This window comes from Candidatus Protofrankia californiensis, from assembly GCF_900634765.1.
In the GTDB taxonomy this organism is placed as follows: Bacteria; Actinomycetota; Actinomycetes; order Frankiales; family Frankiaceae; genus Protofrankia; species Protofrankia californiensis.
The window spans coordinates 1-13,559 of sequence record NZ_CAAAFT010000216.1; the positions used below are offsets into that span (position 1 = coordinate 1).

The window sequence follows — 13,559 nt, forward strand, 5'->3', positions numbered from 1 at the left end:
GCCCAGGCACGGGAGGTTGTGATCCTCACCGAGGCCGGGGCCCCGGTGCCGCCGGACGACAGTTCCCTTCGATCGGACCGTCCGAAGTTGTGATCCTCACCGAGGCCGGGGCCCCGGTGCCGCGCTCCCCGAAAGGACATCCCGATCATGGCTACTGGTTGTGATCCTCACCGAGGCCGGGGCCCCGGTGCCGCGGTCGGTCGTAGATCGTCGCCTTGTCGGTTCGGTAGTTGTGATCCTCACCGAGGCCGGGGCCCCGGTGCCGCCTCGACGTGGATCTGCCTCGGGGCGGGGTGACGTGGTTGTGATCCTCACCGAGGCCGGGGCCCCGGTGCCGCTCCGAAACGTTCAGCTCCACATGGATGACCGCTGAAGTTGTGATCCTCACCGAGGCCGGGGCCCCGGTGCCGCCGCCGATGAGTAACGCGCAGATGGGACGAGGGTGGAGTTGTGATCCTCACCGAGGCCGGGGCCCCGGTGCCGCTTGGCCACCGGTCGGCCGGTGGCGATCACCACGTGTTGTGATCCTCACCGAGGCCGGGGCCCCGGTGCCGCTCGAGTTCGTCCTCCAGGATCGGGCCCAACTTCTGGTTGTGATCCTCACCGAGGCCGGGGCCCCGGTGCCGCGCCCGGGTGAACAGTGGGATCACCTGCTCCTGAACGTTGTGATCCTCACCGAGGCCGGGGCCCCGGTGCCGCCGCGTTCGATGCAGATCTCGACCGGTGCGTCGAGATGTTGTGATCCTCACCGAGGCCGGGGCCCCGGTGCCGCGTGACCACGACGGCGTAGAGATCGATGGCCAAAGGGTTGTGATCCTCACCGAGGCCGGGGCCCCGGTGCCGCGCTGGATCACAACATACGGCGTGTCCACGGCAAGGTTGTGATCCTCACCGAGGCCGGGGCCCCGGTGCCGCGTCGCTGTCGACTGTCCGCTGTCCAAGCCGTGGAAGTTGTGATCCTCACCGAGGCCGGGGCCCCGGTGCCGCCCGTCCTTCGCAACGAACATGTCGGCGTAGCTGGCGTTGTGATCCTCACCGAGGCCGGGGCCCCGGTGCCGCCCAGGCCAATCCCGTCATGGTGGCGGCCCTGGCGGTTGTGATCCTCACCGAGGCCGGGGCCCCGGTGCCGCCTCCGACCGACGCAAGTCGCTTCCGTGCATACGACGTTGTGATCCTCACCGAGGCCGGGGCCCCGGTGCCGCCCTGCTTGAACAGGGCATTCGGCTTCCTATAGTGCATGCGCGTGGGTAGGAGTGGCGACGGGTGTCCATTTCATCCCGTTTTTGGCTTCGGGGGCTCCTGCCTTCTGGGAGGAGCTGGGGATTCCTAGATCGGGGGTGGGTTTGCGGCTGGGTTCGCGGCCGGCGATCTGAGCGCCGTGGAGCCCCCTAATTCTGTCGTACCCGTGTTGTTAGATTCGCATGCGGTCGTCGCGTAGAGCGGGGACACGGGCTACGGGGGCGTGGTTGTGATGTGGGCGCACAGTATGAATGCTGCCGGCAGGCGGCATCTACTGGTCGATCATCTCGTTGGGACTGGGGATCTTGCCGCACGGTTCGCCTCGGCGTTCGGCGCGGGGGAACTGGGACGGTTTCTAGGGCTGGCGCATGACGTGGGGAAGGCGTCATGCCTGTGGCAGGAGGGCCTGCTCGCCGCGGAGGCGACTGGCGGGCGAGTCAAGGTGAATGGCAGGTCGGTTGATCACAAGTCGATGGGAGTGTGGCTGGCTGAGCAGCGCCGGGCTGGGCTGCTCGGCTTGGCGTTGCACGGCCATCACGGAGGTTTGAGCAGCCCGTCGGCAATGACGGCTGCAATGGGTCGCCTGAACAAGGAGGTTCGCCAGAGCTGGGCGGAGGTGGAGGCGGCACTCGCGCCACTGCTGCCGGGGTTGTTCGACGGCCCAGCGGTGAAACTTCCCGCGGCTGTGGCGAGTGAGAGCGACGCGGAGATCCTGGTTCGTCTGCTGTTCAGCTGTCTGGTTGACGCGGACGCGCTCGACACCGAGGCGCACCGTCGGGCGGCGGCGCCTCGTGTGGCGCCTCCTGTTGACATGGAGATGCTGTGGGATCGCTTCGAGGCACGGCGGAAGACGTTCCTGGAAGGCCGGGTGATCTCGGCTGTTGACCGGTGGAGATCGGAGGTCTACGAGGCGTGCCTGTCAGCAGCAGTGGGGCAGCCTGGGATCTACCGGCTTCCAGCGCCCACGGGTTCGGGGAAGACGATCGCGTCGGCTGCGTTCGCGTTACGACATGCCGTCGAGCGTGGCAAGAGCCGGGTGATCGTGGCGGTTCCGTTCACCACAATCACAGAGCAGAACGCCCAGGTGTATCGCCAGCTACTTGATCCCCGTCGGGAGGGCGACGGCGCGCCAGTCGTCCTGGAGCATCACACCAACATTCCTCTTACGGAGTCGGACGCTGGGGGCAGCGCTGAGCGGTGGCGTCGACTGGCGGCGGAGAACTGGGACGCCCCGTTCGTGGTGACGACCACGGTGCAGATGTTCGAGTCGCTGTTTGGCCGTCGGCCGTCGCGGATGCGCAAGGTACACCGGCTGGCAAACGCGGTGATCGTGCTCGACGAGGTGCAGGCGCTGCCTGTGGAGTTGTTGGAGCCGATCGTCGACGGGCTGCGGGTGCTGACGGCACGTTTCGGAACGACGGTGCTGTTGGCCTCGGCGACCCAGCCTGAGCTGTGGGAGCTGGGCCCGCTGCGGAACACGGCGCCACGGGAGATCATCGCCGATCCGGCGCCGTTGTACAGGTCGCTGCGGCGGGTGCGGTATCGCTGGTGGAGCGATCCGCAGCCGACCTTGGATCAGGTCGCCGACAAACTCGCCGCGCCGCTGGCTTCCAGCGCCGACCAGGTATTGGTCGTCGTCAACACCATCGCGGACGCACAGCGGATGTACGCCCTGGTGCGAGAACGCGTCGGAGCGGACGTCACGGTGCTGCACCTGTCTACGGCGATGTGCGCGGCGCACCGCGGTCAGATACTCGGCGAGGTCCGAAGGCTGCTGGCCGAGGGCCGGCCGGTACGACTGATCAGCACCCAGCTGATCGAAGCGGGTGTCGACGTCGACTTCCCGGTGGTCTACCGGGCGTTCGCGCCGGCCGATGCGCTGCAACAGGCCGCTGGGCGGGCCAACCGGGAAGGGGCGCTGGGTCCTGAAGGGGGCCTGGTCGTGGTGTTCAACCCGGCGGACGGCGGCGCTCCCGGCGCTTACAGGATCCCGGTGGATATCACGAGCGAGGTGATGGGTGAGGGGATCGCGGATCCTGACGAGCTAGCTGCCCTCCGTAGCTTCTACCTGCAGTACCTCAACGACCAGCGAGTCGTCGGCCTGGCCAGCCGTGGGCGCGCGGTTCAGACCAGCCGGCAGCGGTTCGATTTCCACGCGGTCTGTGACGGTCCGCTGCGCGACCCGGGGAAAACGGACGAACGGGATGCGTCGAAAGCATTCCGGATGATCACTGACGACACGGTGCCGGTCGTTGTGCGCTACGCGCCCGCGGCAGCGGAGATCGACATGCTGATCGAACGGCTGCGAGCATCGCCGCAGCCGGACATGGACCTGCTCCGGCGCCTTCAGCCCTACCTGGTGGCGCTGCGCCAGCGAACCCGGGAGGCGGCTGACGTCGCGGCGCTGTGCCGTCCGTTCGCTGGTGAGCTCGCCGAGTGGCAGGGCACCTACGACCCCCACACCGGTATCCGGCTGACGGTTGACGCCGAGGACTTCGTGCTTTGACCGGCTCCCTGCACATGTCTGCTTCTCCGCAAGCATGCACGGTTCAATTCGGCTACCTCACAGCACAACCCTGGACCCGGTGCATGGTCTCGGGAAGGGTGCTGCCATACTGGGCGCGTCGCGGCTTGGGGGGACCGTGACCGGCTCCAGCAAGCGGATGGCTGGAATGGATCTCAACGGCTACCGCACGGCACACACGGCCACAGTCTCAAGATCATGCGTGTATGGCGGCGCGGTCGCCGGCCCGACCTCCACGGGCGAGGTTCGGGCAAACATGTCTGTTCGTTAGACGAAAACCGTCGTCTGGTCTGGGCGGGTCGTCGAGCGAAATAGAACGGTGAGACGGCCAGGCTTTCTCGCCGCGAAGGACGGCTTCCTGTTTGCATCAGCCAGCCTGCGGATTTTCCCCGAGGAGGAGTGGGATGATTGCCCTACCGCGATCGGCTAGCGGAGATCCACCGGTGTCGGTACAGGTATGGGGCGACGGCGCGCTGTTCACGCGCCCGGAGTTCCGGGTAGAACGGATGAGCTACCCGGTCATGACACCTACCGCGGCGATCGGGATCCTGGAGTCCATTTTTTGGAAGCCGGAGTTCGAGTGGGTGCCAGCCGTGATCGAGGTGCTGCGGCCAATCCGGCAGTTCTCCCTGCGGCGCAACGAGACCCACGACCTACCGAGCTTCGCTGACGCGGTCAGCCGGGGCCGGCGGATTAACACGGTGGCGAACCGGGAGCAGCGTGCCGCAGTGTGCCTGCGGGACGTCGCCTACCGGATCCACGCACACATCGAGCTTCGCCCGCACGCGACGAAGGGCACCGCCGCCTACCGGGACCAGTTCCGCCGCCGGGTGGACCGCGGCGCATGCTTTCAACAGCCCTACCTCGGTACCCGGGAGTTCCCGGCCTCGTTCGCTCACGTCGATGACGCTCCACCGATCACGCTTACCGAGGACCTCGGGATGATGCTGCACCGGATCATTCCCGGGCCGCCGATGGACTCGACGTACTTCCGCGCCCGGCTGCAAGGCGGGGTGCTGCGCATTCCACGGCACGGCATCCGCGGGGACGAACCAGCGGGAGTGGCCTGATGCTGCTGCAACGCCTCGTCGAGTTCGAACGCCCGATCGCCGATGCCTCGGATAGTCTCCCCCCGTTCTTCCAGGTGCGTCCAATGCGCTGGGGTGTGCGTATCGACGAACAGGGAAACCTCATCTCCCCTCATCCGCGTGACCTCAGCGACCCGAACGCCGGGGCGCGGGGAAAGCTCGGCACCCCTGGAGCCGCGCCATATCTCGCGCGGGCCGCGGGTATCTCACCGCTGCTCGGCGCGGACGACGTGCAGTACATCCTCGGCTGGTCTGACGAGAAGTCGAGGCCGGAGCGGGTCGCGGACTGCCATGCCGCATTCGTCGATCTGGTCGACCGGTGGGCGGCCGCATCACCTGATGATCCCGTCGCCCAGGCTGTCCGCAGGTTTTACCGGTCCGGCGCACACCTGCGGATCGTGCGGCCGACGGACTGGACGTCGAAGCAGGGCGTGGTGTTCCTCGTCGGCGAGCGGGCAACATGGGTTACCGAGCAGCCCTCGCTCCGCCGTTTCTGGGCGGAGGAGGTGGCCCGCCGGAAGGCCGGCGGCGGCAGCGCACGGAACGGTACCGGTGGGCGGTTCGGTGTGTGCCTGGTCTGCGGCAATCCCGGCACGCTGGTCGACCGGTTCCCGCAGCAACTGCCCCGCCGGCTGGTGCCGCTCACGACCCAGGCCAGCGCCGCGCTGGTCTCGGCGAACCGGCGGATCCACACCTACGACTTCAGCGACAGCCTCACGACCGTGCCGATCTGCCTGGAGTGCGCGCAGGCGTCGGTCGCGAACCTGCAGTACCTGCTGGACAGTTCGATCCACACGATGACCGTGGGCGGCGGGGACGGGCGGATGGCCTGGTGGACGATCGGCGCGCCGTTCGACTTCGCAACCTTCCTGCACCGGCCGCACCCGGCGGCCGTGGGACAGCTGGCCGCGGCCGTGCACAGCGGCACCGACAACACCAGCGGCGCGGAGAGCATAACCCCCGACCGGTTCTGCTCCGTCACGGTCGCCGGCAACGTTTCCCGCGTGATGGTCCGGGACTGGATCGACATGCCCCTCGACCAGCTCAAAAGGAACATCACGGCCTGGTTTACCGATCATCAGATGCTTGGCGCCGACCTCGCCTCGTCGGGTTACCTGCCCCTGGTACGCCTCGAACTCGCCGCTGGCCGCTGGGAACCGACGCCGGGAGATGCGCGTAGGGGCGAGTACACCCGCTTTGGCTCGCCGGGATCCGGCCGCCCCAACGGTGTGCAACGCCAGTTGCTGCGGGCGGCGATCACCGGCGCTGATCTCAGCCCTTCCCTGCTCGGTCATCTGCTTCACCGCATCGGCTCGGACGGACACGTCGACGACCCCCGCGCGGCGCTGCTGCGCCTGGCGCTGGTCCGCCGTGCCCGCCGCCGTCCCGAACACGAAAGGCTCACCATGCCCGGACCAGGACTCGACCCGGACAACCACCATCCCACCTACCTCGCTGGGCGGATCTTCGCCCAGTTGGAGACGATCCAGTTCAACGCCGACCGGATCGGCAAGGGCCCCGACGACCGGCTGAACACCACCTTCACCGACCGTTATCTCGCTGGTGCGATCGCCAACCCGAAGATCGCGCTCGTGCAGGGCCGGCAGCTCGTCCAGCCCTGGCTGAAGAAGATCGGTCGTAGCCGGCCCGACATCGCCCACGCGCTCAGCCAGGGCCTCGATGAGCTGTTCACACTGCTCGACGCGACCAGCGGGCTACCCGGCCGCGGCAGCCTCGACGATCAGGCCACATTCATTCTCGGCTATCACCACCACCGGGCCGACTCGATCCGCCGTGGCCGCGCCGCCCGCGTGGCGAAGGGCTCCGCCCAGACGCCCGGCGCCACACGGGACGATGCCGCGGCGCAATCACCAGCTACGGCGACAGACCCGACCGACTGAGCCTCCGCTCTCGTCTCGCCTCGTCGTGCCGTAACGGCCAGTTCCATCGCGCTTCCCGGCCCCTGTCGCCACGGCTGGGAATCCATCCCTTTTGTGATCAATCATTCCTATACGAGGAGTTCGATATTCATGCCGACGTACAACCTCAACCCATCCGTCAAGCACGACATGGTGTTCCTGTTCGACGTGGCGGACGGCAACCCGAACGGCGACCCCGACGCCGGCAACCGCCCCCGTACCGACGATGAGAGCGGCCAGGGACTGGTCACCGACGTCGCGCTCAAGCGTAAGATCCGCGACACCATCGGCCTGGCCGCTAAGACCGCCGGCCAGGACCCGGCCGGCTACCAGATCTTCGTCGAGGCCGGGCACGCCCTCAACACCAGGCTGGAGGAGTCCTACACCCAGGGCGGGTTCGAGCTCAGCAAGCGGCTCACCCCCGACCAGGCAGCCCAGGCCGTTGACTGGCTGACCGCGCGTTATGTCGACATCCGGCTGTTCGGTGCGGTCATGTCCACCGGGAAAACTCCTTCTCTCGGCCAGATCCGCGGGCCGGTCCAGGTTGGCATCGCCCGGTCCATCGATCCCGTCCTGCCTGTCGATCACGCCATCACCCGCGTCACCCAGACCCGCCAGGCCGACATCGACAAGGGCGAAAGCACCGAGATGGGCGGCAAGTGGACCGTGCCCTACGGCCTGTACCGCACCGCGATCCACTACAGCGCCCCCCGCGGAGAGCAGACCAAAGTCAGCACCACCGACCTCGACCTGTTCCTGCACACCCTGGTCAACATGTTCGACCACGACCGCTCCGCGACCCGCGGCGAAATGGCCGCCCGCGGCCTGTATGTGTTCAGCCACGACAACGCCTTCGGCTCAGCCCCCGCGCACACCCTCAGCGACCGCATCCGCGTCACCCGCATCAGCCAGACCGCCGCCCGCGGCTTCGGCGACTACAAGGTCGATGTCGACGATTCCGACCTGCCCTCCGGCGTGCGTCTGACCCGCGTCCTGGGATGAACCGCAGCACCCGCTGGCCTGGTGGGGATGTTCACGCAGACCGGATCACGCTGTCCGCACTCGAACATTACGCGTACTGCGCCCGCCAGGCCGCCCTCATCCACCTCGACGGCGTCTTCACCGACAACGTCGACACGGCCCGCGGCACCATCGCCCATTCCCGCGTCCACGCGGATCCCGCCCGGCAGCGCAGCCCGGTGCCCGCCGGAGGCCGGCTCCTGACCGGCGTCCACGTCTGGAGCGACCGGCTCGGGCTCTACGGTGTGTGCGACACCGTGCAGATCACCCGCACCAGCCTCATTCCGATCGAGCACAAGGTCGGCCGGTACGTCCCCGACGGCCCCGCCGACCTTCAGGCCGCCGCCCAGGCACTCTGCCTCGCCGAGATGCAGACCCTTCCGGTGCCGCACGCCGTCGTCTACTCCTTCACCGAGCTCGCGCTGGCCGTCTGAGCACCCGCCCGGCACAGGTCCACCATGCCTTGCCTCCGCCCAATGCAACAGATCCCTCCTGCTGGCCCTGGACCGGCCGAACAACCCACACGTTCGGCTACGGCCAGATGCGCTGGGACGGGCAGACCACGGTCACCGCCCACCGGATCGCCTACCTCCTGGACCAAGACCTCCGCCTCTCGGATTTGCCAAGTCATCGCCAGGTGCGCCACCGATGCCCTGGTGGGGTGAACCCTCGGTGTTGCAACCCGCACCACCTCGAAATCGGAGACGCCCGCGACAACCGGGCAGATGCCATGGCAGATGGCCGCGTCCCTCGCGGCGAGGACCACCACTATGGGGCACAGACACCTGACTCAGCCATCTGCGCGCTGCGAACCACCTACTGGCAGACCCCCGAGGACGAACGCCCGACGCTCACGAACCTCGCCGCGACCCACGGCGTGAGCATCGGCACCATCTCCGGCTGGCTCGAAGGCAGGCACCGTCGCGAAGCAGGAGACCCCGCCCGTGTACTACCGACTGCAAGGCGGCGCCTTAATGCGGACCTCGCTCGCGAGATCCGTCACCGACACCACGATGACCACGAGAGCGTGACAAGCCTCGCCGCCGCCTACGACGTTGACCGCGAGACCATCGCAGATGTACTCAAAGGCAAGTCGTTTGCCAACGCGGGCGGTCCGCGAGGTGTGCTCCCACAGACCCGCGGCATGTCCGAGCGCACCGTCCTCGACATCAGACACTCCGTTGCCGACGGCGAACCGGTCCGCGCCGTCGCAGCCAGACTCGGCGTCAGCGAGGACGCGGTCCGTCAGACCGCGCGCGGCCGAATCCACCAGTCCGTCGGCGGACCCCGCACCCGTCGTCAACTCACCGCGGCCGACGCGCGCGACATCCGAAAACGCCATGAGCGAGGCGAATCACGCCATGGCCTCGCGAAGAGATACGGAAAGTCGAAGGCCAGCATCGACGATGTCCTCACTGGACGGACTCACACCGCTGCCGACGAACGACGAACGACGAACGACGTGACGCAATCACCAGACAATCCGGCGACTGTAGCACCCTACAGCGTCGAACGATTCATCGACCTCGCGGACGAATTTGACCCGATTTCGGGGAAGCATTCGCACCGGTACGCCAATATCCGCACGGCCAGGCGAGCGCTATCTCTCCTCGGTGCTGAAATCGACCCCGGCGAGGCGATCGGGAAGATCTGTCAATGTGCAGAAACCGTATTCACTCGTCACGAAAGCAGCTGGCACCGGTTTACGTGTTACGAACAGAGACTTCACGACGTAGGATTCCCCGTCGACAATATCGGGCAGCTGGAGCGCCTGCGCTATCCGGTCTGCGTGAGGAGATAGTTCGGCGTTCTTCCTGGCCAGCTGGGTGACATAGGAAGGTTTCTTCTGCCCTCTGAAGAAATGATCGAGATGTCTGCGGATCTCGGGTACCGCGAAGGCGTCGGTGGGATCCTTGACTTCGAGTAGCCATAAGGTTCGCTGGCCGATTCTTCCAGCGACAGCGTCGATCTCGGTCGTCAGTTGTGGGAGGTTGAGCCGCTGGGCCTTGTTCTCTTTGACGTTCTCGATCACTGTCCACCCGTGACGACGTAGTACACGTGCGACCTGCTTCTCCAGAGCTTTGTTCCGCCGGTCGCGGAGGCGTTCAAGAGCGGTGTCGACGGTGGCGGGCGGCGGAGGCTGGCTCCAGGGTAGCTGCCCCTGGGAGAGATAGTTCTTGTAGACTGTCAGGCTAGTCAGACAGAAATGAGACGCCACGACGAGTGTTCCGTCGGAGAGTTCCGGTAGCGGCTGAACGAGTAGTCTGCGTTTGCGTGTCCGAGCGTGCCACGGCTTCCAGTCCGCGTCGCGTAGGTCGGTTCTGGTACTGGTGAGCATGGCGACAGCTGCGGCGACTCGGCTGGTCGCGTCAGGCTCCTCGCCAATTCTCGTGGCCTCCAGGATGTAGTCGACGACCTGCTGGGTGCTCGCGGTCGGAAGTTTCTCGTCGTCGGCGTTTTGGGGCCAGGCGGCGAGGGCCATCAACGTGGTCAGCACGTCTGTCCCTGACGTGCTGTACGAACGGCGCATGGCGGCGTCGACCTCGGCGTCCAGGAGTAGACCGCCAAGGTCCGCATCCGGTTCCGGATCTGTCCGTCCTGTCGTGAGGTCGAATGCCGCCCTGGCGTCGGCGAACGCTGCGACGTCGAGGTCGTAGACGCGGCTGTCCGCCGCGCTGGGCGGCTCTTCATCCGCTGTCGCCGTGACTTCGAAGGAATCGTCCACATAAATTGTCGTCGGCCTCACTTGATGACGTACGTTCTCGCTTCGCATCGTGGCGGCCAAGTACGACGAGGCTGCGGCGAGGATCTCTCCCCAGGCGAGCTTGTCGCACGGCTTGCTGCCTGTCGGGCCGGTGCGAAGCGCCGCTTCGACGACGGTCTCGGCGCACCGTCGCAGCAGCAGGTATTTGTCGCCTGTCTCCCGGTAGCGGACGACGGGGTCCCACGCGAGGTCCATCAGGCCGGCTGACTGGCCAATGTCTCCGAGGGTTCTGCTGCGGTGGGCGACGATCCGCTCCAGCTGCTCCATTCCGACAAGAACTAGCTCGTCCCCGTCGTGCACCGCCATCCGGTGGGTCATTATTTTGAGTGCCGCTGGTGCGAGGACCATCCTTTCGAGATCCTTCGCGTCGTCGCCGCGGTAGACGCCGGGGCGGATTCCTGACCTTCGAACAGCCCGCGCGACTGATCGTTCGGTCTCCGAGACCAGCGCTTCGTTGAGTTCCACCGGCATAGGAAGATCGTTCCGGGAGGTCGGGACGGTTGCGACCTGAACGGCGAGCGTGGGTCGCGCCTGCGTCCATGCCGCTGCCACGCGCCCGGCAGCTTCAGCGGACGACCCGGCCTTCCGTAACATGTCGTGGACCGCGTTCGCCATGTGGGCCTGGGACTGCTCGGGGTCGGCGGCGGTCTGCTCCGCCATTGCCCTGCACGCCACGCCGATCGCTGCTCGTACCGTCCGGTGTCCGTCGGCATTCAGAATCGTTTCGACGTGGTCCACAGCGATCGGGCTGTCCTGCGACTCGTCGTCGGGTCGTGACGAGAGCTCGACGACGTAGCCTGCGACGCCGCTGCCAGCGTGGCAGGACGCCCAGACAGCGCTGATCTGGTGGAACCCGAAAGCGAAAGCCCCCGCCAACTTGTCCAGGAAACGTCGGTCCTCCTCTGGCCACGCGGGGTCCAGTTCGACGATCCCGACGGGAACCGGGCCGACCACGAGCTTCCATCCCACCAAGTCAGGAAACGCGGGGCTTCGTTCGGGCGACGAGTCGTCCTCCCCGTCGGGTGACGTCGAACCGCGCGTCGCAGCGGGCGGCGCAGCGGGCGGCGCCACGGTGGTAAGTCGCCACTGGTAGACCGATGGTGTGTCGAGGGAAGACCGTTCGACAGCATCGACATCCCGCAGCGCCGGAAACCCGAGCGCGAACATCGCTTCTTCGAGCGAAGAGTCCGCTGCGGCTCGTTCCCACTCGGCAGTTCCGTGGTGCGGTGCGATTGTCATGAGGTCCGGCGCCCGTCCGCCGGCAAACAACGTCTGGCCGTTCCCGCGCCACCACTCCCAGACGTCGATCGTTTCCAAAGCGAAGACGTTGGGGCGGTCCTGTCGCGCCATGTCTCGGCAGAACATGTACAGGTCGCTTTCGGAGCTTGCTGTCGATGCCGCCCACCGCAGGTCGTCCAGCGACATGCCCGTGAAGCCGGGACCGTGGGGCGCGGCGACGTAACTCGCAGAGCCCACCACGAGCAGCGGGACGACCTCGGTTCGCGGATCTAGATGAAGGGTCCCTCGGGCCATCGGGATCGCTATCGGTGCGCCGGGATTCAACCGGGCGGCTTCGGTGACGGCCAGGGCGACAGGGCGGTCGGCGAACGGTGGTCGTATTGGGCGGAGGTGCGCCATGATCTGTACCAGGAGTGCCCGCCCAGGTCCGAGCATCGCGACCCACTGCACCCGGTTGTCGGGTGTCACGACAGGCCCGTCGTCCCAGTCGGTCGGGCCGATGACGTTGCTACTGAAGCTCCACAGCGCCTTGCGAACGTGAGCCGCGACAAGCTGCGCGAAGCGGCGGTTCGCAGTCTGGGAAGCCCCGGCGACCGCCGCCAGTTCCGCGACGCCGTGGCCCATGATCTCCGGCAGGCATGCCAGGGGGAGCCAGTCGGTCCGGTCTCCCAGCGCAGGTCGGCGCACTCTCAGGTACCGGCCGAACGGGCTGGACGGGTGGCCGGGACGGTAGGGCAAGGCTGCGGCGTCACACGTCGCCCACTCCAACGCTCGTGCCGCGCCCGGTTTGGCGACCAGGCTGTCCGGAGTACCGGCACCGATCAGCGTAGAAGCGGCCGTCACCTCGTCGTCGGTGATCGCCACCCCGTTGTCTGATCTCTCAGCGCCCCAGGTAGCTGCCAGTGCGCGGATCGCGAAGTCGCCGTACCCCAATGCCACGTCGACCAGATCCCGGACGCCGAACCCCATCCGCGCCACCAGGACCTCGTCCGTTGCCTTGGATACCAGCAGCGCCCGGTCCACGTCGGCGACTGGACGCTCTACCGAACCCGGGAAGAGTCGAACGAGATGCTCACCCCAGCGGACGACCACTCGGTCACGGGGATCCGACGGTAGGAAATCTTCGAGCGAAGCGATACCTGGCTCGTCCCGCACGCACATCTCTAACAGACGCCCGAGTTGCGAGCTCGGCACCGGCCGGGATCCCTGGTCGCCGGCCTGAGCTGCCGCGTAGGCCAGGTGACCGACAGACGTCCACCGATGCCGTGCCGACGGTGACGCGCCCGCAGCGATGACCAAGGCCCAAAGCTGCTTCGGGTCACGCGCCGCCACACGGCGCCCGAGGTCCCACCGCCGCCGCCCCGACTCATGTGTCACGAACGCGTCCCGTGTGATTCCATCCCACCATCTTGCCGGCCGCGTACGACGATTTCGGCATAACCTGTAGCCCGGTCCGGCGACGGTCGGGGTGATGCGCCTGATGCTGGAGAGCGCTGGGCGCCAGCTGGGACTGCGGTACGGGATGCCGGCGGCGTTAGCGCGGATTTCCACGCAGGAGGTTCGCCCCTACGTTTCAGGCGTACTCGAAGTGCAGGGTCCGTCCGCCCCACCAGGGGATGGCGGTGTCGGGGATGGCGGCCTTGCGTAGGACGGGGTGGTAGGCGTTCCGTTCGAGCCGGACGGTGATTGTGTCGCCGGTCGTGATGATCTGGCCGGGGGTTTCCAGGGCACTGTTGCGTTGGCGAAGTCCACCACCGCAGCTACCA

At 67.0% G+C, this 13,559-nt stretch carries 8 protein-coding genes and 1 CRISPR repeat array; of the genes, 5 read left to right on the forward strand and 3 right to left on the reverse strand.

All coding sequences use genetic code 11. The annotated features are described in order from the left end of the window. The first annotated feature begins 15 nt into the window (after positions 1–15). Positions 16–1,202: a CRISPR direct-repeat array (repeat unit 37 nt; unit sequence GTTGTGATCCTCACCGAGGCCGGGGCCCCGGTGCCGC). A gap of 269 nt (positions 1,203–1,471) precedes the next feature. The 5 genes from cas3 (at position 1,472) to DD1DGNOD_RS11880 (ending at position 8,224) form a co-directional block, all read left to right on the forward strand. Next, the gene (gene cas3, locus DD1DGNOD_RS11860; RefSeq protein ID WP_165034682.1) at positions 1,472–3,745 is read left to right on the forward strand and encodes a CRISPR-associated helicase Cas3'; all 2,274 of its coding nucleotides are present in this window, start codon (positions 1,472–1,474) and stop codon (positions 3,743–3,745) included. 422 nt (positions 3,746–4,167) lie between these two features. Continuing rightward, positions 4,168–4,833 (forward strand): type I-C CRISPR-associated protein Cas5c, encoded by a 666-nt coding sequence (cas5c, locus tag DD1DGNOD_RS11865; RefSeq protein ID WP_131764961.1) that lies wholly within the window; start codon positions 4,168–4,170, stop codon positions 4,831–4,833. Continuing rightward, positions 4,833–6,752: a type I-C CRISPR-associated protein Cas8c/Csd1 gene (locus DD1DGNOD_RS11870; RefSeq protein ID WP_131764962.1), complete on the forward strand. Its 1,920-nt coding sequence runs from the start codon at positions 4,833–4,835 to the stop codon at positions 6,750–6,752. The genes cas5c and DD1DGNOD_RS11870 overlap by 1 nt, the downstream gene beginning before the upstream one ends. Before the next feature lie 129 nt (positions 6,753–6,881). Continuing rightward, a complete protein-coding gene (gene cas7c / locus DD1DGNOD_RS11875) occupies positions 6,882–7,772 on the forward strand; it encodes a type I-C CRISPR-associated protein Cas7/Csd2 (protein WP_131764963.1) in 891 nt (296 codons plus the stop codon). After that, a complete protein-coding gene (locus tag DD1DGNOD_RS11880) occupies positions 7,769–8,224 on the forward strand; it encodes a CRISPR-associated protein Cas4 (protein ID WP_131764964.1) in 456 nt (151 codons plus the stop codon). Before cas7c ends, DD1DGNOD_RS11880 begins: the two co-directional genes overlap by 4 nt. A gap of 515 nt (positions 8,225–8,739) precedes the next feature. On the opposite strand, the gene DD1DGNOD_RS11885 is transcribed toward DD1DGNOD_RS11880, so the two are convergent. From DD1DGNOD_RS11885 to DD1DGNOD_RS26905, 3 genes are all read right to left on the reverse strand, one after another. Next, positions 8,740–9,060 carry a hypothetical protein gene (locus DD1DGNOD_RS11885; RefSeq protein WP_131770120.1) on the reverse strand — a complete coding sequence of 107 codons (321 nt, stop codon included), beginning with the start codon at positions 9,058–9,060 and terminating at the stop codon, positions 8,740–8,742. A gap of 330 nt (positions 9,061–9,390) precedes the next feature. Beyond that, complete coding sequence (locus DD1DGNOD_RS11890; protein WP_131770121.1) at positions 9,391–12,987, reverse strand: hypothetical protein; 3,597 nt, start codon at positions 12,985–12,987, stop codon at positions 9,391–9,393. Between the two features lie 379 nt (positions 12,988–13,366). Continuing rightward, the coding region (locus DD1DGNOD_RS26905; RefSeq protein WP_165036627.1) for a hypothetical protein at positions 13,367–13,559 on the reverse strand (193 nt) is incomplete at its 5' end.